Origin of the sequence: Sediminibacterium soli (assembly GCF_009939225.1) — a bacterium.
GTDB classification, from domain to species: Bacteria; Bacteroidota; Bacteroidia; order Chitinophagales; family Chitinophagaceae; genus Sediminibacterium; species Sediminibacterium soli.
In genome coordinates, this window is the sequence record NZ_JAACJR010000006.1 from 349,498 (window position 1) to 368,321 (window position 18,824).

The following is an 18,824-nucleotide window of genomic DNA, read 5'->3' on the forward strand; positions in this document are numbered from 1 at the left end:
GTGGTCCGCCCCGATGGGATTATAAGCGGAAAATAACGGCGGCTGCTATACACCCAGCAGCACCGCGCTGGTGGCCAGTTCCAGAAAATTGGGCAGCACATGGCGGTAGGTCCACATGATCTTACCCGGGTCCTGCAGCTGTTCCACCATGCTTTCCCATTTGGCCTCGCCATGGTTTTCGATAACGGTCTGCTTTTTATCCTGCCGCTGCAGGTACATAAACATACCCTCTGCATCGGCCTCGGGGTGAAACTGCGTTCCGATAAAATAATCGTTGAACCGTATGGCCATCATCGCCCGCTCATAGGGAACATGGGGGCGGTTCTTTTCGATGGCCAGTATCCTGGCGCCCATTTCGCGCAGCCTGGCATGGTTGGGTTCGATCACCTGAAAATCGCGGCTGTCCACGCTGTAGAACGGGTCTTTCAATCCGGAGAAAACCGGTTCGTTCTTTCCGTCCAGCAGCATATGGATGGGGAATACGCCAAAAGCGGTGGATTTGCGTGCGCAAACCCTGCCTACGCCAAAATAACGGCAGGCCAGCTGGTAGCTATGGCAGATAAACAGTACATGCTTTCTGGGGAAACCATCGGGTTGCCGGTTCCATTCTTCCATATTGCGGATCCAACGGAAATACTGCTGTTCCCATTCAGCACCCTCGCTGTCAAGCGGAGATCCCGGACCGCCGCTCGAAATATAGGTATCATAGGAAGTATCGGGAACCTCCTGCTTCAATCGTACCTCAAATTCATCGTACTGCAGCTGCAGTCCCTGTGCGGCTCCCCATTGCGCCAGTATCTCCCGTATGCAACGCATGCCCTGGTTCGGATGCCCTTCGTAAAGGTCAAGGATAGCGATACGTACCTGTCTTTTCTCACTCGGGTTCATCGGGCAAATGTAAGGGTTTGGGGGGAGTTGGGGAGGGGGCGTGATAAGTTGAATGGTTGTATTGTTTGATGGCTGCATTGTTATATGGCTACCTGGTTAAGTGGTTACCAGCTAACCATATAACAATGCAGCCATCAAACCATTCCACTTACCTACAGATACCTCAGATTCGTCTTCGGCGTCAGCACCAGCAGTGTCTCGTACATCAGGCGGATCGTTTCCTCGATGTCTTTTTTATGGAGCATTTCCACCGTGGTATGCATATAACGCAGCGGTATGGAGATCAGCACCGAGGGACATCCGTCGTTGGCGTAGGCAAAACTGTCGGTATCGGTGCCTGTGCTGCGGCTGAGTGTTCTGAGCTGAACGGGTATGTCTTTTTTCTCCGCCACATCCTGAACCAGGGCCAGGAGTTTGTTATGAATGGCGGGCGCATAGGCCAGCGAAGGGCCTTTGCCGCATTGTATATCGCCCTCGATGGCTTTATTGATCATCGGTGTGCTGGTATCGTGTGTTACATCGGTGATGATGGCTATATCGGGCTTGATGCGGCGTGCAATCATTTCCGCGCCGCGGAGACCGATCTCTTCCTGTACGGCATTCACCATATACAAACCGAAAGGCAGTTTCCGCCCGTTTTCTTTCAGCAGCCTGGCAACTTCCGCAATCATAAAACCACCGATACGGTTATCGAAGGCGCGGCCGATATAATGATCGTATCCCAGTTCGTCAAACCCCTCTTCGTAGGTGACCACCGAACCGATATGAATGCCCAGCGCTTCCACCTCCTTCTTGCTGCGTGCGCCGCAATCCAGGCAGAGATTGTCTACCTTGGGCGTGGGTTCTTTTGCTTCGGGGTTGCTGAGACGGGTATGGATGGCCGGCCAGCCGAATACGGCTTTTACCGGGCCCTTTTTGCCATGCACCCACACACGCTTTGCCGGTGCCACCTGGTGGTCCACCCCGCCGTTGCGTTTCAGGTAGATCAGCCCCTGTTCGTTGATATAGTTCACGAACCAGCTGATCTCATCGGCATGGGCTTCTATCACCACTTTGAATGGCGCATCGGGGTTAACAACGCCCACCGCAGTGCCATAGGGATCAGTGAAATAAGTGTCTACATACGGCTTGAGGTATTCCAGCCAGAGCTTCTGCCCGCCGCTTTCAAAACCAACGGGAGAGGGGGTATTGATATAGTTCCTCAGGAAACCCAGGGAACTTTCTTTGATCAGCGACCTGTTCCGGCCCGCTGCTTTTTTTGCTTTTGCCATAGTACTTTATTTTATCAGTGATATGCCGATGATGCCGCAGATGGCTTTCACCAGCATCAGTCCGTCAATGATTGCAAGATAATAGAGAATGTTTTTACGTCGGTGCAATGAATATGCCACAATTATCAACAGCAGAAAAGGAAGAGTATTGATGAGTACCCGCAAAACGGGAAATTGCCGTATGGAAGCATACAGGAGAAAAGTGCCGAGTCCCACGGCCGCCAGGGGGATCAGGATATAAAAAATTGTTTTCCGCAAACCCAGTTCCACCACAAAGGTCTTGAGCTGCTGGTTGTGATCCGCCGCAAAATCCTTGATATCGAACATGATGCAAAGCAGCGTGATATACATGAAGTTTTTGATAAACAGCAGGAACCCCACAAGCGTCAGCTGGTAATGTTCGCCGATGGAAAGATCCGTGAACAGCAATGGGTAAAGGGTTACCGGCCCTGCCCAGGAAAAACCGATCACAAACGGTTTTACCCAGCCCTGTTTTCTCAGGCTGTTGGTGGCCGCCCCGGGTTTGACGCTGCCGTAATACAGTGCCGCCACCAGCGGAAATACCAGCAGCAATAGCCATTCCTGCCAGTGCATCGCCAGGATGGGTTGCCATAACTGCCGCAGAAGATAACCGCCGGCAACCAACAATACCAGGGTAAGAACGACCTGCGATATACGTACCGATTTTGCATGCGCACGATACCAGAGCGAACGTGCATTCAGCGTTGTATGGGTGGCGGGCTCCGCAATATAGGCATGCGTGTAATACACTACCGTGGCGGAAAAAACGATAATATAATAGACAAAGCTGTTCAGCGGGTATTGCTGCTGCAAGGCTGCTTCTGCCGAGAGCGCTACGGCACAGATGCCGTAGAAATAGTTTCCAAAGAGAACCGTCCGTATCAGTCCGTTTGACAGCACAGCTTACCGGAGTAATACGATGTTTTCGGTGCTGATGGTATCGCTGCGGTTATTGGCCTTGTCCTTTAACCAGAATTTGAAATAACAGGTGTCGTTCCTGGTGCCGCAGCCGGCGATGGAACTGTAGCCCCCCGCACTCGAATTATACGCAAAACCCACTTCGAGAATGCCTTTCAGGTCTTTGGTGGGTGTAAAATTGGGAACACGGTACCGGGTGAGGAACTGGGCGCCGGGTGTAGTGGGACAAACACGCGATACTTTCTGCACCCAGAGCGTATCCTGTATATCGCCTTCCTTATCGGTGAAAGCTATCTGGAATAAAAGTATGTCGCCGGTAGTCAGTACTTTTTTGTTGATCTGTTTAACGGATATTTGCGGTTTGGTGGTATACGTGTCTTTTTTACAGGCGTAAAACACAAACGGTATTGCCAGCAGTATCAATAATTTTGTCTTCATTCGGCTAACTTTCCGTTCAAATTTAGTCAAAACATCACAATTCATAGCAGTGCGGTCATTTGATGTTAACAATATTTTCTCTCTTACAACAGGTTCCGGCAATTTTACTGCGCAATGCCGGGAACTGTTCCGTTTCCAGTTCGAACACAATGCGGTATACCGGCAGTGGTGCGGACTGATCGGAAAAGACCTGGCTGACGACAAGACACTTACACAAATCCCGGCGTTGCCTATTTCTTTCTTTAAAACACACGAAGTGGTCACCGGTTCGTTCCGGCCCGAACTGTTGTTTGAAAGCAGCGGCACCACGGGTATGGTTACGAGCCGGCATAGGGTAAAGCATACTTCGCTGTACCAGAAAAGTTTCCGGGAGGCTTTCCGCCGGTTTTACGGGGAAGTAAAAGACTGGTGCGTGCTTGGTCTGCTGCCCGCTTATCTTGAACGGCAGCATTCTTCGCTGGTATACATGGTGGATGACCTGGTAAAAGCCAGCGGTCACCCGCAAAGCGGTTTTTACCTCAACGAATTTGAACAGCTCTCGCATACACTGCAGCAGCTGGAGGCCGCTGGACAAAACACCCTGCTGATCGGCGTTACATTCGGCCTGCTTGATTTTGCGGAAGCGTTTCCGCAGAAACTGCGTCATACCACGGTCATGGAAACCGGCGGGATGAAAGGAAGAAAAAAAGAAATGACCCGGGCCGAAGTGCATCACCTGCTGTGCAGCGGGCTTGGTGTGGACAGGATACATTCGGAATACGGTATGACGGAATTGCTTAGCCAGGCTTATTCAAAAGGAGGGGGGCGTTTTACCTGTCCGCCCTGGATGCGGGTGCTGGTAAGAGATGAGGAGGATCCGCTGCGGGTGAGCGAAACCGGTCGCGGCCTGCTGCAGGTGATCGACCTGGCTAATGTTCACAGCTGCGCATACATTGCCACCGAAGATGTGGGTATCGTGCATGCCGACGGCAGTTTTGAAGTATGGGGCAGACTCGACAACAGCGATATCAGGGGCTGCAGCCTCTTGGTGGTGTAGGCCGGGGCAGGATACGGCTCCGTTTTTTTGCTGTATACATAGGGTCTATTCCGGCACGAGGGTATACGATTTACCTTTTTCCGTTTTAACAGACAGCAGGTATTCCTTTGCATCGTTGATCTGCACCAGTTTGGCGGAGGGGTCTTTTTGATAAGGCGGCTTACCATATGCCGTTTCTGACAGCAGGTTATCGTTCTTACCCGATGCAGCGGCCCCGATCAGCTTAACAGGTACGGTTGTTCGTATGATGCAGTCCCCGCCGTTACGGGAAACGATCTTTGCCTGGGTTAACCGGCCATTTTCCCAGCTGATATCGATCGTAAAATTTCCCCTGGCTTTGATGCCTTTTACGGAGCCTTTCTTCCAGGCCTGCGGCAATGCGGGCAGGAGGGAGATCCTTCCGTCATGGCTTTGCAGCAACATCTCCGTAATGCCCGCAGTGGCGCCAAAATTGCCATCGATCTGGAAGGGCGGATGCGCATCGAACAGGTTGGGATAGGTGCCGCCCCCGCTCATCTGTCCTTTCTCTTTCAGCGGATCGATGTAGTTGAACGCATTCGTCAGTATTTTATAGGCGTGCTCGCCATCCTGCAGTCTTGCCCACCAGTTGATCTTCCAGGCCATTGACCAGCCGGTGCTGATATCGCCCCGCTCGATAAGCGATTCTTTGGCCGCCGCGGCCAGCTGGGGACTCTGGTTAATGGTTATCTGGCTGCCGGGATACAATCCGAACAAATGAGAGATATGCCGGTGTTTATCTGTGGGATCGTCCCAGTCCATAAACCATTCCTGCAGCTGCCCGTTGCGGCCGATATGGTAGGGATAGAGTTTTTCTTTTGCGTGCACAAGCCGGTCATGAAATGGGCGGTCGATCTGCAACAGTTCTGTTGTTTTGATCAGTGCCGTAAACAGTTCGCGGATGATGGACATATCCATGGTGCTGGCCATCGACAGCTCGTATTCCTTTCCGCCGATCTTAACCGTGTTCTCGGGCGAAGTGGAGGGGTTGGTGACCAGGTACCCCGATACCGGGTCTTCGATCAGCCAGTGCAGCAGGAACTGTGCCGCGCCTTTCATCAACGGGTATGCTTCGTTTTGCAGAAATTGTTTATCACCGGTAAACTGGTAATGCTCCCACAGATGCGTGCTGAACCAGGCGCCCGCCATCGGCCAGGCAGACCATCTTGGCGCACTGCGTGGATCCCATTCGTAACCGCCGGGCGGCGATGTTTTTGCCCAGATATCAGAGTTGTGGTGTGTTACCCAGCCTTCCCGGATACCGTAGTTGACCCTGGCAGTTTTTGCGCCGTTCACCGCCAGTTCTTTCATAAAGTCAAACAGGGGCCGGTGGCATTCGGAGAGATGGGTGTTCTCCGCCAGCCAGTAATTCATTTCCGTGTTGATGTTGGTGGTATAGTTGCTTCCCCAGGGTGGCTGCACCGCATCGTTCCAGATGCCCTGCAGGTTGGTGGGCCTGGAGCCGGGTCTTGACGCGGCGATCATCAGGTACCGGCCAAACTGGTAATACAATACCGTAAGCCCATGGTCGTCCGGCGAGGCGGCAAACCGCTGCAAACGTTCATCGGTCGGAACCTGGTCCGCGCCTGTTTTGTTCTCGAGACGCAATGCCACGCGGTCAAACAAAGACCGGTAATCGCGTATATGTGCTTCTTTCAGCGCGGCAAATGTATTCCGGGCGGCTTGCTGCAATACAGCGGCTGCTTCGGCGGCGGCATCCCTGCCCTGCAATCCCGGTGATTTATCAAAGCCGTTAAAACTGGTGGCTTCGCTGAGGTAAATGGTCACTTCATCCGCATCCCTGATCTCGAGACGGTCCGCCCGCCGGTTGATGCGCCCGCCCCTGGCTACCACTTTCAGCTGCACGGAAAAATTCATGCCTTCGCCGCCGGGTTCATCGTAGGCAACCTGTACCGGTTCGGTATTCCTGTTCGCCACAAATTTTGGTGCCTTGCCGGTTAATACCAGTTGCCCGTTGTCTGAAGTTTTGGTTGTGAACCTTAGTTTGCTGCTAAGCCATATATCCAGCTGCAGCGCTGCCCGCCTGTCTGTTTTGACATGCGATACCAGTGCTTTGGCGGGATGACTTAAAAAAGTTTCCCGTGTATACCGGATACCGTCTGCGGTATATGTGGTACGTGCCACTGCGTTGCCGATATTAAGTTCGCGGCGGTAGTTGGTTACCGCTGAATCCCTGTAACCAAACTTCAGCCAAAGATCCGCCAGCGGCAGGTAACGGGCCGAATAAGGACCCTGCATCCTGCGCCAGAGTCTTGTGGCGCTGTCGTAGTGTCCTGCAAATACCTGCCGGCGCACTTCGGGTAAGGTGCGTATGCCGTTGGGGTTATTGCCGTCATCGGGATAGCCGGACCATAAAGTGGCATCGTTCAGTTGCATCCTTTCGGTAACCACGCCGCCGAATACCATGGCGCCGGTTTTGCCGTTGCCAAGCGGTAAAGCCTGTTCCCAGGCAACAGCGGGTTTGTTATACCAGAGCGTAAGCGGCGATTGTGCCCATACAGCCTGATAACAGGTAAAGAACAACAGTAAGAGCAGCTTTGTTTTTTTTCTCATGACAGCTATTGTAAAACCCGCTCATAACCGTGTTGCGGGAGATAACATAGGTAGTCAGAATATTTCAGATAGCCACGGGCCATTACGAAATCGTTATCGTTTTTTACCGGGTATGACTGCATCGGGCCGGTCGTTGGCAAATACGGTTAAAGTAAGCGAAAGATGGCTGTGTCGCTATGTTGCACGACAAATGTCGTATTTATTTATGCGCAAATTTCGCATCCGGCCCCGGGTCATATAAATAGAAACAGAATCACGAAAAAAACAACGGCGTCCGGTTAAGCTATTTTATTTCCTGCAATCCGAAGTGGGTTAAGGAGGAAAGCCGTTGAAATTGCCTTATTTTCATTTATTCTATCTCCACTATGGAAAATATTTTTGCCGAGTATGTGTTCCTGATCATGATCATCCTTTTGCTGGTCATGCTTGCGGGGAAAATGAAGATCGCTTACCCGATTGTGCTGGTGCTTGGCGGACTGGCATTGAGTTTTACTTCCTGGTTTTCCGGTATCAGCATCAATCCTGCCTCGGTGTTTTTTATTTTTCTTCCGCCCCTGCTGTACGAAGCGGCCTGGCAAACTTCCTGGAAGGATCTCTGGAAATGGCGCAGGGTCATCACCAGTTTTGCCTTTCCGATCGTGATCATCACTTCAACGGTGATTGCTTTTATATCGGCATGGCTTATCCCGGGGTTTACGCTGGCGCTGGGTTTTCTGCTGGGCGGTATCATTTCTCCTCCCGATGCGGTCTCTGCAACCACCATTATGCGGCAGGTGAAAGTGCCCAGGTCGCTGCAGAGCATCATCGAAGGCGAAAGCCTGCTGAACGACGCTTCTTCGCTGATCGTTTTCCGTTTTGCGCTGATCACCGTGGTCACCGGCCAGTTTCATATGGGTGAAGCGGCCGTAAATTTTGTGCTGGTCATCACCATGGGAATCCTTATCGGTCTGGCCGTTGGGTTTCTGTTTTACTGTATCCATCGCTGGCTGCCCACCACTTCCAGCATAGAGATCGTATTAACGCTGGTTACGCCGTATTGCATGTACTATGTTGCCGAATATTTTCATTTCTCCGGTGTACTGGCCGTGGTAAGCGGCGGGTTGCTGCTGTCGGGCAAACGAAGGATCATGCTCAGCTACCGCAGCAGGATAGAAGGGGTGAATGTGTGGACCAATCTGGTTTTTGTACTGAACGGACTTGTTTTCTTTCTTATCGGCCTGGAACTGCCAACGATCACACGGCAGCTGGAAGACGGCGGTCTGGTAACGGCCATCGGTTACGGACTGGCGATCTCGGTGATCATCATCCTCACCCGTTTCGCCTGCACCTTCGGCGCGGCCGGCTTTACCATGCTGGCGAGCCGTTTTATTACGGTTGCCGATGCCAGGCCGGGATGGAAAGGGCCGGTTATCATCGGCTGGGCGGGTATGCGCGGCGTGGTTTCTCTGGCGGCGGCTTTATCGATACCGATATACCTCACGGGCAGTGAAGCTTTTCCTTTCCGGAACCTGATCCTGTTCATCACTTTTGTGGTGATCCTGTTTACGCTGGTGGTGCAGGGGCTCACGCTTCCCTGGCTGATCCGGAAACTGAATCCCGAAGACCGGTACCGTAAGATCACTGCGGAAGAACAGGACCTGCTGATCCAGAAAAAAATGTCCTGGGCGGCGTTGCAGCTGCTTGAAACGGATCATGGAGAAAAAGCAGCGCAGAACCATTATCTCCGCAACCTTACGGACAGACTAAAGCTTGATCTCCGGTTTTTTCGGTCTGAGGAAGAGAACGTGATGGAAGAGCGGACCGCTGTTGTGAACGATTTCAGGCATACCTACCTGTTGCTGCTGGAAGCGCAGCGTCAATTGCTGTACAAAATGAACCACAAAGATGAATTCGATGAAGAACTGATCAGGAAATACCTGCTGCTGGTCGATATCGAAGAACTGAAAGTAAGAGAGAAACTGCACGAACAATAACGGGAACTCCTCAGGCAGGCATATCTTTCAGCAGCCGCGCAGTTACCAGCGCCGCGCATGCCTGCACGGTACCCATCGTAACAAACAGCGCTTCAAAAGAAATAAAATGGGTGATCAGTCCGCCCGCTGCAAAAGCCAGACCGGTAACGATCTGCGACTGTCCGGCAGACAATCCCCAGGCATAAGCGTCCATCTCTTCGTCCAGGTTCCTGGCATACAGCGCGTCCCAGGCCGGCGTGCCGATGGCTTCGGCAATACCCAGTCCGGCCTGCACCATAAACAGCTGCCAGGGCGAGCCAACGAACAGGTAACAGAATGTAAGCGCAGCATTCATGGCATACCCCGCCACCATTACCTTAGCCTGGTAGGGCTTGTTATTGATCAGCCGCCCCACTACGATGTATACCATACCGGTGATGACCAGGTAGGTAGCCCATGCCCAGGTGATATCGAGAATGTCACCGCCTACTTTCTCCGCAAAAACCGCAAACAGCGGGCCCATCATTCCCTCGCCAAAATACCAGATATTGGCGCCGATCAGTAAGGTACGGGTGGTCTTGTTCAAACGCATGCGTGTCTGTTTTTAATTGCCTTGTACAGATGAAAATACAAAATGCTTATAAAAACAAACGCCGTCCTCAAAAGATGGTTCACCCAACACCCTCTTCCTTTCTTCTATGGAAAGGGTATTCGTCTACGCAGAGAAACCGATGCCCGGCATCGGTCACCATACAGCCATAACAGGCCGGTTACAAAAGAACCGCCTTAGACAGGGATAGGCATGCCCTGCTGTTTTATTCCGCCGTTGTGGGGTCAATAACCGCCATAACCTCGCTTACCGAATTGGCAGGGAAACCGCCCTGCCTGGCGTGTTCGCGCACCATTTCTTCATTGGGTGCAATGTAAACGCAGTAGATCTTGTTGCCGGTTACATAGCTCTGGAGCCATTGAATTTTAGGTCCCAGGTTGCTCAGTACGCCGCAGGAGGTTTGCGAAATGCCTTTTAATTGTTCGGGTGTTAAATTACCCGCACCGGGTATTTCGCGTTCGATTACATATTTGGGCATGGGAGAAGGATTTTAATTTTCCGGTTGATGGCTGCCTGTGCTGTCAGCCCAAAAGACAGAAGTTAATTTGTTTAGTTAAGGTACACAGCCCGTTGAAGCTTTGCAAGCTTTTGACGGTTTATTTGCGTGAATGAAACGGGAAGGGGGTTTACCCGTTATGAAAGCTGCTATCCAATGGCGGGCAGTTGAACGAATGGCTATTGCTGATCTGTGGGTGCGGAGAGGAGTGTCTTTCTAAAATGAAGAAACGCCGGAAATCAATGTTTCTGACGTTTCTTTTTCGGTGCCCAGAACTGGATTCGAACCAGCACACCCGTGAAGGCGCTGCGACCTGAACACAGTGCGTCTACCAATTTCGCCATCTGGGCTCCTGTTTCAGGGCTGCAAATATAGGGAAGGGAGATTAATTTTGGAATTTTGGATTGGAAAATTTTGAAATTGTTTTTAGCAGCCCTCAAATTTCAAAATTTCCCAATCCAAAATTCCAAAATCCCCGCCAGTCATTTCGTTTTACGCGAGTACAGATTCCAGATCGGGATGTCCACGAGCAATCCCAGGGAGAACCTTGCCGACTGGCTGTTATTATATTCGTTGTAGCCGGCTTTTACGCTGCGCAGGTTGGTTCCGGTTTGCCAGCCTGCCGAGAGCGAAAGCGGCGTTTTGCCCAATCCCCAAATAACATGCAGTCCCGGGGCAATGATATCGCGGAAGCCTACCTTGGGTATTTCGTTCAGCGTATCGTTCCGGAAACGGAAAGAGACCACTGCCCCCACGTCGATCATGGAAATAAACAGCGAAAAGGATTTGTTGCCTTCCGTTCTGCGGTCTTTGCAGAAACGGATCTTACCCCAGCTCAGTGCAATGCCGATGGGCGCGGTAAGTCCATAGCTGTTGGCGATACTGTGATCGCTTACATTCTCTATCCATTCCTTTCCGATAAACAAACCGCCGTAAGCTGCCAGCGATATATTGAAAAACTGCTCGCGTTTTACCCTTGAGCCGCCCACGGGCATGGCTGCCCTGTTGATGGCGGCATATACCTGTTTCGAATCCGATGATTCGGCCACTTCTGCCATCAGTGTTCCGTATTCGAACAGGAAATCCATCGTTCTGTCGAGCGAACGCCGTTGTTCGCGGTCGGCCTGCATCAGCGCGGGATCGTATCGCAGGCTGTATAAAGAACGGATGCTGCTGAGCAGCATTCCGTATTTCTTTTCCTGCAAAGCCTGGTAGGCCGTAAGGATATTGTCTATTCCGGCGGTGGTTTTTCCATACAGCTCCCATACCTGCTGCATATGGCTTTGCATGGATACCGGTAACGCGGCACTGAACGGCTCATTGGTGGAGATGCTTTCCCAGAAATGCGTTACGGCTGAAAAATACGCAAGGTAATCGGACACGGTTTTCTTTGCGGGCCGCTGCAGCTCCCGGAACCGCTCCTGGCAGAATGCCACGCTGTTCAGTATGCCGCGGAAATAATCCGCCAGGCGGGCGCCCTGTCCCGCGGCAGCGGTCATTATGGTACCGAAAGAAAGCGAATGGCCGCAGTCGATCAGTTTGATGCGCTCATACAATAATCCGAGGTAAATGCGCAGGCAAACGGGATCATTCAATTGTGCCAGCTGCGATGCGTTGATCCAGTACTGATCCGCTGTATTGCTTTTCAGCGAGAGCGACACCTGCTGAAGAAATGCAATCATACCCGTCCTGGCTTTTTCGGCATCGGTGGCCGGACTGCCGGTTGCCTCATCGGCCTCATACGGATCGTAGGCTTCGAATACCTGCCCCGGCGATTTGCCCTCGCTGATTTGTTTTCCGAGGAACAAAGCCGTCAGCGCCATCGCCCTCAGTTCCCGGTGCTGTTCAAAAAACACGGCAAACCTGCCGTTACGGATCAGGTTATCCAGGTTCGGTATGATGGCGAGCATATCATTGCCAAACGCATTCCGCAGCGACTGCAGGTAGGTCTCGTACCGGTAAATCTCTTTCCCTATCGACAGCAGCTGCCGGTATGTGGCTGGAAACAGCAGCTGGCAGTCGCGGTATTCGGCCGAACTGATCTTCTCGTAAAATTTCTGGAAGAACACCGCCTGCAGTTCCTGCTTCATCCTATCCACGATAAAACGCGCAATACCGTCGATGATCACCGATTGTAGATCCGCGCCGGCAAATGCGATGCCCGGCGCATTGTTCTTTGCCATTTCCGTAGACGAGGTAAGGCCTGGCAACAGACCTGTCAGGAAAGGATTGTTTTCGAACTCATCCAGTACGGCGGTAACGGCGATGCCGTTTTGTGTTCGCCAGGCCGGCCGGCTGTAATCCTTCAGCACAGTACCCAGCAGCACCAGCGATTGGGGGTCGCTCCGGAATTTTTGCTGCGAGGCGTTGTACAGGGGTTTCAGTTTGATGGCATCGATGGCTGCATACTGCGCCTGCAATTTGCCGAGGCAGGGTAACAGAAAGAGTGCGGATAACAGGATTTGATGATTTTTCTTTTTCATACAGCAGTTGGGTTAAGAATTCCTTTTCCGTATTCCAGTGCATTGTGGGTATGATCGTATTGCTTCAGGTCTGCGATCATTTGTTCGAATATGTTTACTGCACTGGCAGCAGGATCGGTTTTGCGTTTGATGGACAGCAGCAGCGCCGTTACCCCGCTGGTAAAAGCGGTGGCGATGCTGGTATCCGAAGTGGTGACGGCCTGCCCGTTGCGATCCGTGGTAAGCAGGTTCTCGCCGGGCGACAGGCAGCAGAGATGGCTGCTGAAGTTTGAGATCTCCAGTCGCCTGAATGTTTTTGTGCAGGCGCCAATGCTGTAGCAGCAGTTGTAGGAGGCCGGATACCTGTTCTTTTCCTCTCCGCTCTGTCCGCCATTGCCCGCTGCCGCTATTAGCGCGATGTTTTTCTGCCGGCAAACAGCCAGTGCGTCGTGAAAAGCATTGTCGAACAGCCGCAGTTCGAAACTCATGGAAATAATATCCGCCCGGTTGTCTGCCGCCCAGTTCACCGCCTGTACCAGGGAATTACTGTCGTTGAAATTCACTTTGACAATAAGCAGCGAAGTCCGGGGCGCCACACCCCATACCGGCATACCGGTTCCCGCGATCATTCCCGCCATCATACTGCCATGTCCGTTGGTATCGGTTATATCAGCTGAACTATCAAAGCTTTGCATGGCTGCGATATTCCCATAGACAGGAAGCGATGGGTTGATGCCTGTATCGATGATTGCCACGCGCGTATTTTCACCCCTGCAGTTGTGCCGTTCCCACAACGCGGTGATGCCGAAATCGCGGTGCGCCCAGGAGCAATGGTTTGCATAGGGATCGGTCGCAACGGTATCCGCCAATGCCACTGCCCCGCCCCAGTAATAACTGTTATCCCTGTCGCGGTACCAGTCGCCAAGGGCATTGCCGGTCTTTTCTCCCTCAAAAACAAACCCGCGGTACACTTCGCCGATAAGGTTGGATCTGTCCGAAAGATCTGTTACGGGTGCAGACCGTTTGTTGAGTTTGTCAGCAGTTACTTGTAGTTGTGGCATAGTTAACCGATCATAACCCCATGCGCATTGATCCTGAGCCAGAGGTTCCAGTTGTGGGTGGCTATCTGCTCTATGAAACACTGCGTACGGTAATTGGTTTTTCGCAATATGGGATCCCTGTGTGTGCTCAGCCAGTTATGCCTTGCGGTCACGTAGTTTTCTGTCCATTCTTTTTCATCACCGCCGTTCGAAGGCACCGGTGTGCTGAATCTTTTGCGCAGAAAGGAGAGTATGGTGCCCGAATGGATAAAACTGTCGTAGATCACCAGCATGCTCAGCGGTAAGGCAAAGCCGTTTGCCGAAAACCAGGCAAAAGCCGGCTGGTAATACTTGCTGTCGAAGAAAGCATCCTGCGTGGTCTTCATCAGCGGATCTTCTTTACCGGCTTTTTTCAGCAGATCGCGAAAGGGTTCGTTTTTTTCGAGACTGGGTTTTTGACCGATGCGCGGCAGGTAGGTTTTCATTTCGGATGCAAAGCGGCCGTTATTATCGATGTATTCCCCCACCAGTTCTTTCAGGTGACCAAACTCTGTTGTCTGCGACCTGCCATAGGTGATCTGCCGTATCCTTGTTCCGGTATCGGGGTCTGAATAGTCTGCAAAAATGCTGAGCTGTGCATAGTCGCCTTCTCCGCTGCCGGTTTCAAACACATTCACCACCTGTTCTATTTTCTTTTTGACGGAAGGGGTGATGGGTATCTTTTCGAGGATGCCATTGTCTGTTACGGCAAGCTGGCTGTCCTGGTCGTCTGCAGGTTCTTCGAGTATGTTCAGCGCACCGCCCCAGTAGAAATAGTTGTCACGATCGCGGTACCATTTACCGAGGGAGGGGTTGGGAGTATTCAGCACTTCTTCGCCCTCGAAAACAAAGTTCTCGTTAACGGTGCCTGCAATATTTTTCGGGTCGGGCAGGTAAGCGGGAACGCTTTTGCGTTTGTTGAGCTTTTTGGCTTTGACGATGAGTTTCATGGGTTATCCTACGGCCTCCTCTCCGGGTTGTGTGTTTACGGTAACGGTAACAGGCGCCGGTGTGGGCGACGCGGTGTTTGCGGCAGGTTCTTTTTTCGCAGCGCCTTTAACACGCATCAGTTTACTCAGCAGGTCGAACCAGAATGGCGCGCCCAGCGATATCGCCAGCGCGGTGATCAGCCAGCCTATAAAATTGGCCAGGGATGCATCGGGCAACCAGAAAAAGAAAATATGCAGCAGGGCAGGGTGCTGGCAGTTGTAGCCAAGCCCGATGACGTTGTTGATGTTCTTGATGTCTTTGTCAACAAAGTTTTTTGCTTCGCCCAGCAGGGAGTCTGTGCGCTGCCTGCCCTGCTCGAACGAGACCAGCTGCAAACGGTAGGCAGCGCCCGTGTCTCCTTTTTCTTTCATAGACTGGATACGCGCGCCGAGTTGCTGGTTGTGTTCGAGGTAAGTTTGTGCGTTTTGCACCAGTTGTTCGCGGAGCTTGGGATCGCGCGCGAGTTTTTGGGCGATGGAGATGCTGTCCACATTGAATGCAACGGCAAGGAACATGCCTATGCCAAACAGGATCACCTGCACATACCGTTTGTACCAGTCGGTTGCGCGCTCCATGGTTTCGTCAAACCATTTTTCGAGCTGCGACCGGAAAGCGGCCAGGTCGTTGCCAGCCTCTGCGAGCACAGAGCGCAGAAAGAGCTGTGTATCGGCGTTGATGTCTTTCTCCCTGGTATCCTGCCTGTTTTCACGGAACGCTTCTATTGCGGGATTGGCGGTATCAGTGGATACGGGATCCAGCCGCAGCATACCGTTCCTGACCGATTCCCTGATCTTTTCGATATCGGGCGGAACGCCGTTCGTGTCAACGCCGTTCAGCAGGTCGATGATGATCTTGGAAAAATTGGAACGATCTATATAGGCGGGTTTGCTGAACCAGTTGTCCTCTGCCAGGTACTTCATCAGCGGGTGCCCGTAAAACCTCGAGGCGAATTTTTTATTCCGCAAACGGTTTACCCGGAAGATCATCTGCCAGAAGCCGCGGAGCCTGTCGAGGTAAGGCACGCCGGTAGTGGATTTTCCGTCTTCCAGCATCCGCAGGACTGCCTTCTCGAGTATCTTGGAACGGAATGCCAACTGGGTGGCAATGATCTCCTGGATGATACTGGCCAGCAGGCTGTACAGGAGATAAATGAATACGAGCCCGATAACAATATCAAGCGCTACGTTATTGAACATACGTAAAGGTTTGCGCCTACTCTGAAATCCCGTTTTCGGCATCCCGGTATGAGCATGCATGCTCAGCATGAAACATCAGCAATAAGAGGGGGAGGCAGGATGGCGATGAAACCGGCAGGGTTTCCCTGAGGGGAGAGCGCATCGATACCGAACAGCCGAACTAAAAATACCTCGCCGTTTTCAGAAATCCAAGCATGCGGCAAAAACAGCAGGAAGCAAGCCAATAAACAGGTTTTCCACAGAGGTGAATATCTCTAAAAAAATAGCCGTTTACAGAGGAGATTTTGTTGTTGGATTGGATTATTGTTTATATTAGCCATGCTAAAATCATCTATACACATTAAATTCAACAAAGATGGCAAAGTCAAAACCGGCGAAGAAAGCCGCCAAAAAAGCAGCTCCCAAAAAGGCCGCTCCCAAGAAAGCAGTAAAAAAAGCAGCCCCTAAGAAAGCCGCCAAAAAAGCAGCTCCTAAAAAAGCCGTTAAGAAAGCCGCACCCAAAAAAGCCAAAGTAAAACGCAAACCTAACGCCGCTTTCATGGCGCCCCTCACACCCAGCGCTACACTTGCTGAGGTAATTGGCAGCAAACCGCTGGCAAGAACAGAAGTGGTTAAGAAAATCTGGGAGTACATCAAAAAGAACAAATTACAGGACGCGAAGAACAGACGCATGATCAATGCCGATGCAAAACTGAAACCTTTGTTCGGTAAAGCACAGATCTCTATGTTCGACCTCACCAAGATCGTGAGCGCCAACCTGAAATAGTACCACTGTTCAGTTACAAGATTAAAACCCTGAAGCATGCTTCAGGGTTTTTCTTTTTCTTATTTGATCGGCTGCTTCGCCGGTTTGGGCAATAGTTTTCTTCTTCTGCCCTTGGCCACTATCTGCGTCTGGAGATCCGCATCGTAGGGATGCGAGATGGCATGCGCAGCATCGGGGTTACCCAGTCCTGTAGCAGGACCGCCTTTGGCACCGATATCTTCCTGCATATCCATGTTTTCCGACGCAAATCCTTTGGTATCTGTTTTTTTACTTGGCATATACGATTGTTTTGATGAAGTATACCAGTGATGCCGCATAAAACATGCCATGCCCCGCCGGTGCAGGAGGGGATTTTTTTCCCTAAAAAGGAACCGCGGGACAGATAACGGGGTTTGTTATTTTGGAATGGGGGATTGGGGAATTTTGGAATTGAAAGAAGCAGAATCTCTTTCATTAGCCGGTTGACTTTGCGCCAATGGCTCTACGGGTAACAAATTCGGTGTTTTGTGCCGGTAAAACCGTGTTTCTCACGGGGCAGAAACCCGCCGGGTTCAGTAAATTGTCTGTATCGGCGCGCCGGGCAGACAATAAACAGGCCCTGAAAGCCGTTCTATAGAAGGATTACCGGGTTCTGCTGCCGGAATTTGCGGAATTTCTGTAGGCTCAGTAGTTTTGATAACAGGTAAGGCATTTTCAGGTTTTAAAAGAACAAGCAATGCGTATTTTGATTGCAGACGATCATACCCTGATCAGGGAAGGGTTGCGGAAAATTTTGGTTGAGTCGTTTCCATTTGCGGAAGTGTATGATGTGGCGGATTCGGCCGATCTGCTGAAAAAAGCGATCAACGAAAAATGGGATATCATTATTTCCGATATCAGCATGCCCGGGTATTCCGGCATCGAAATATTAAAGCAGATCAAAGAGCATGCGCCGCAGACACCGGTGCTCATGCTGAGCATGCATGCCCCCGAGCAGTACGCAGTACGCTCCCTGAAAGCCGGGGCTTCGGGTTATCTTACCAAGGAAAGTGCGCCCTATGAACTGGTAAAAGCCGTTCAGCAGATACTCAGCGGCCGCAAATACATCACCAGCGAGGTAGCCGAGGTGTTGGCGGGCTCTATCGAACAGAACAATTCACAGGCGCCGCACGAACAGTTGTCAGACCGCGAATTCGAGGTGTTCAAGATGATCGTCAACGGCAAGAGTATTTCAGCCATCGGCGAAATATTATCGCTTAACGTAAACACAATCAGTACTTACCGTTCCCGCATAATGGAGAAAATGCACCTGCAGAATAACGCAGACCTGGTGAAATATGCCATTATGAACAACATTATTTAGCGGGTTTTTGCGGGCCACTACACGGTAGATAAAATACTACAGAAACAGAGAGGGAATTCTATCGGCTGTTGCCCCCCTTTCAGGTTATTTTTACATTACCAATTGCCGGATAAGCTGAGTGAAGGGGCGCCCTTACATGTGGTGCATTTTTTTCATCTTATATCCATTGGAGACGACCTTGATAATTCCCCCCCGGGATCTGTCAGTGTGCATGGTATTGACCAGTAATTGGGGAACGGTTCCGGTTGCCCTGGCGGGTAGGTGTAACGTAATTGTTGGCTGCCGGCGGTATGACTGAAGCTGTTGCTGCGATGTGATAACACATCCAAATCACATATACTGTTTCGCTAACTATGAACACTGAAGGTCTCAAGGTTTTACTGGTAGATGATACCCAGATTGTACTCGAACATCTGGCAGGACTGATGTCCGCCCTGCAACAGGTAAGCCAGACCAAAGCCGTAACGAATGCCGAAGAAGGTCTTGCCCTGCTCCGCGATTTTGAACCCGATGTGCTGATACTCGATATCAATATGCCGGGTATGAGCGGTGTCGAAATGCTCCGCCGCATGTCGCTGAGCCAGCCCACAGGCGCCGTGGTGGTAATGCTCACCAACAACACGTTTGCCGGTTACCGCGACGAATGTATGCGGCTCGGCGCCGATTTCTTCCTGGATAAATCCCGCGATTTTCAGATGATACCCGGTATCATCGACGATGTATACCAGGGAAGAATGGTGCAGCTATAGCATTTGTTCCTTCAATAA

At 51.5% G+C, this 18,824-nt stretch carries 18 protein-coding genes and 1 tRNA gene; 5 read left to right on the forward strand and 14 right to left on the reverse strand.

What is annotated here, in order from left to right; genetic code table 11:
- Positions 1-45: 45 nt before the first annotated feature.
- The 4 genes from GWC94_RS05445 to GWC94_RS05460 form a co-directional block, all read right to left on the reverse strand.
- On the reverse strand, positions 46-888 hold the full coding sequence (locus GWC94_RS05445; protein WP_161834020.1) for a type 1 glutamine amidotransferase: 843 nt from the start codon (positions 886-888) through the stop codon (positions 46-48).
- A gap of 152 nt (positions 889-1,040) precedes the next feature.
- A complete protein-coding gene (locus GWC94_RS05450) occupies positions 1,041-2,159 on the reverse strand; it encodes a M42 family metallopeptidase (RefSeq protein ID WP_161834021.1) in 1,119 nt (372 codons plus the stop codon).
- Positions 2,160-2,165: 6 nt separating this feature from the next.
- Entirely contained in the window at positions 2,166-3,080 is a 915-nt protein-coding gene (locus GWC94_RS05455) for a UbiA prenyltransferase family protein (RefSeq protein WP_161834022.1), read from the reverse strand.
- 3 nt (positions 3,081-3,083) lie between these two features.
- Complete coding sequence (locus tag GWC94_RS05460; RefSeq protein ID WP_161834023.1) at positions 3,084-3,536, reverse strand: hypothetical protein; 453 nt, start codon at positions 3,534-3,536, stop codon at positions 3,084-3,086.
- A 49-nt stretch (positions 3,537-3,585) separates the two neighbouring features.
- On the opposite strand from GWC94_RS05460, the gene GWC94_RS05465 reads away from it, so the two are divergent.
- On the forward strand, positions 3,586-4,572 hold the full coding sequence (locus GWC94_RS05465; RefSeq protein WP_161834024.1) for a LuxE/PaaK family acyltransferase: 987 nt from the start codon (positions 3,586-3,588) through the stop codon (positions 4,570-4,572).
- 45 nt (positions 4,573-4,617) lie between these two features.
- Here GWC94_RS05465 and GWC94_RS05470 read toward each other — a convergent pair whose 3' ends face one another.
- Positions 4,618-7,164: a glycoside hydrolase family 95 protein gene (locus GWC94_RS05470; RefSeq protein WP_161834025.1), complete on the reverse strand. Its 2,547-nt coding sequence runs from the start codon at positions 7,162-7,164 to the stop codon at positions 4,618-4,620.
- Positions 7,165-7,529: 365 nt separating this feature from the next.
- On the opposite strand from GWC94_RS05470, the gene GWC94_RS05475 reads away from it, so the two are divergent.
- On the forward strand, positions 7,530-9,137 hold the full coding sequence (locus GWC94_RS05475) for a Na+/H+ antiporter (RefSeq protein ID WP_161834026.1): 1,608 nt from the start codon (positions 7,530-7,532) through the stop codon (positions 9,135-9,137).
- 10 nt (positions 9,138-9,147) lie between these two features.
- Here the strand turns inward: GWC94_RS05475 and GWC94_RS05480 are convergent, their stop codons facing one another.
- The 8 genes from GWC94_RS05480 to GWC94_RS05515 form a co-directional block, all read right to left on the reverse strand.
- Positions 9,148-9,708 (reverse strand): MFS transporter, encoded by a 561-nt coding sequence (locus GWC94_RS05480; protein ID WP_161834027.1) that lies wholly within the window; start codon positions 9,706-9,708, stop codon positions 9,148-9,150.
- A 223-nt stretch (positions 9,709-9,931) separates the two neighbouring features.
- On the reverse strand, positions 9,932-10,204 hold the full coding sequence (locus tag GWC94_RS05485) for a DUF4242 domain-containing protein (protein WP_161834028.1): 273 nt from the start codon (positions 10,202-10,204) through the stop codon (positions 9,932-9,934).
- A gap of 284 nt (positions 10,205-10,488) precedes the next feature.
- Positions 10,489-10,572 (reverse strand) — tRNA-Leu (locus GWC94_RS05490).
- 132 nt (positions 10,573-10,704) lie between these two features.
- The gene (locus tag GWC94_RS05495; RefSeq protein ID WP_161834029.1) at positions 10,705-12,705 is read right to left on the reverse strand and encodes a hypothetical protein; all 2,001 of its coding nucleotides are present in this window, start codon (positions 12,703-12,705) and stop codon (positions 10,705-10,707) included.
- Positions 12,702-13,745, reverse strand: coding sequence for a S8 family peptidase (locus GWC94_RS05500; RefSeq protein WP_161834030.1), 1,044 nt, complete (start codon positions 13,743-13,745; stop codon positions 12,702-12,704). The genes GWC94_RS05495 and GWC94_RS05500 overlap by 4 nt, the downstream gene beginning before the upstream one ends.
- Positions 13,746-13,747: 2 nt before the next feature.
- The gene (locus GWC94_RS05505; RefSeq protein WP_161834031.1) at positions 13,748-14,713 is read right to left on the reverse strand and encodes a chitosanase; all 966 of its coding nucleotides are present in this window, start codon (positions 14,711-14,713) and stop codon (positions 13,748-13,750) included.
- 3 nt (positions 14,714-14,716) lie between these two features.
- Positions 14,717-15,949, reverse strand: coding sequence for a hypothetical protein (locus GWC94_RS05510; protein WP_161834032.1), 1,233 nt, complete (start codon positions 15,947-15,949; stop codon positions 14,717-14,719).
- Between the two features lie 62 nt (positions 15,950-16,011).
- Positions 16,012-16,173, reverse strand: coding sequence for a hypothetical protein (locus GWC94_RS05515; RefSeq protein WP_161834033.1), 162 nt, complete (start codon positions 16,171-16,173; stop codon positions 16,012-16,014).
- A 131-nt stretch (positions 16,174-16,304) separates the two neighbouring features.
- Between GWC94_RS05515 and GWC94_RS05520 the strand changes: the two genes are divergently transcribed.
- On the forward strand, positions 16,305-16,715 hold the full coding sequence (locus tag GWC94_RS05520; RefSeq protein WP_161834034.1) for an SWIB/MDM2 domain-containing protein: 411 nt from the start codon (positions 16,305-16,307) through the stop codon (positions 16,713-16,715).
- A gap of 59 nt (positions 16,716-16,774) precedes the next feature.
- On the opposite strand, the gene GWC94_RS05525 is transcribed toward GWC94_RS05520, so the two are convergent.
- The gene (locus GWC94_RS05525) at positions 16,775-16,993 is read right to left on the reverse strand and encodes a hypothetical protein (RefSeq protein WP_161834035.1); all 219 of its coding nucleotides are present in this window, start codon (positions 16,991-16,993) and stop codon (positions 16,775-16,777) included.
- A gap of 437 nt (positions 16,994-17,430) precedes the next feature.
- On the opposite strand from GWC94_RS05525, the gene GWC94_RS05530 reads away from it, so the two are divergent.
- Both GWC94_RS05530 and GWC94_RS05535 read left to right on the forward strand, forming a co-directional pair.
- Positions 17,431-18,057 (forward strand): response regulator, encoded by a 627-nt coding sequence (locus tag GWC94_RS05530; protein ID WP_161834036.1) that lies wholly within the window; start codon positions 17,431-17,433, stop codon positions 18,055-18,057.
- Between the two features lie 353 nt (positions 18,058-18,410).
- A complete protein-coding gene (locus GWC94_RS05535) occupies positions 18,411-18,806 on the forward strand; it encodes a response regulator transcription factor (protein WP_161834037.1) in 396 nt (131 codons plus the stop codon).
- Positions 18,807-18,824 lie beyond the last annotated feature (18 nt).

Coding starts and splice junctions, on each gene's coding strand:
- GWC94_RS05460 (WP_161834023.1), bottom strand. CDS start 3,536: ATGAAGACAAAATTATTGATACTGCTGGCAATACCGTTTGTGTTTTAC.
- GWC94_RS05500 (WP_161834030.1), bottom strand. CDS start 13,745: ATGCCACAACTACAAGTAACTGCTGACAAACTCAACAAACGGTCTGCA.
- GWC94_RS05525 (WP_161834035.1), bottom strand. CDS start 16,993: ATGCCAAGTAAAAAAACAGATACCAAAGGATTTGCGTCGGAAAACATG.
- GWC94_RS05530 (WP_161834036.1), top strand. CDS start 17,431: ATGCGTATTTTGATTGCAGACGATCATACCCTGATCAGGGAAGGGTTG.
- GWC94_RS05485 (WP_161834028.1), bottom strand. CDS start 10,204: ATGCCCAAATATGTAATCGAACGCGAAATACCCGGTGCGGGTAATTTA.
- GWC94_RS05520 (WP_161834034.1), top strand. CDS start 16,305: ATGGCAAAGTCAAAACCGGCGAAGAAAGCCGCCAAAAAAGCAGCTCCC.
- GWC94_RS05445 (WP_161834020.1), bottom strand. CDS start 888: ATGAACCCGAGTGAGAAAAGACAGGTACGTATCGCTATCCTTGACCTT.
- GWC94_RS05470 (WP_161834025.1), bottom strand. CDS start 7,164: ATGAGAAAAAAAACAAAGCTGCTCTTACTGTTGTTCTTTACCTGTTAT.
- GWC94_RS05535 (WP_161834037.1), top strand. CDS start 18,411: ATGAACACTGAAGGTCTCAAGGTTTTACTGGTAGATGATACCCAGATT.
- GWC94_RS05505 (WP_161834031.1), bottom strand. CDS start 14,713: ATGAAACTCATCGTCAAAGCCAAAAAGCTCAACAAACGCAAAAGCGTT.
- GWC94_RS05475 (WP_161834026.1), top strand. CDS start 7,530: ATGGAAAATATTTTTGCCGAGTATGTGTTCCTGATCATGATCATCCTT.
- GWC94_RS05510 (WP_161834032.1), bottom strand. CDS start 15,949: ATGTTCAATAACGTAGCGCTTGATATTGTTATCGGGCTCGTATTCATT.
- GWC94_RS05495 (WP_161834029.1), bottom strand. CDS start 12,705: ATGAAAAAGAAAAATCATCAAATCCTGTTATCCGCACTCTTTCTGTTA.
- GWC94_RS05480 (WP_161834027.1), bottom strand. CDS start 9,708: ATGCGTTTGAACAAGACCACCCGTACCTTACTGATCGGCGCCAATATC.
- GWC94_RS05450 (WP_161834021.1), bottom strand. CDS start 2,159: ATGGCAAAAGCAAAAAAAGCAGCGGGCCGGAACAGGTCGCTGATCAAA.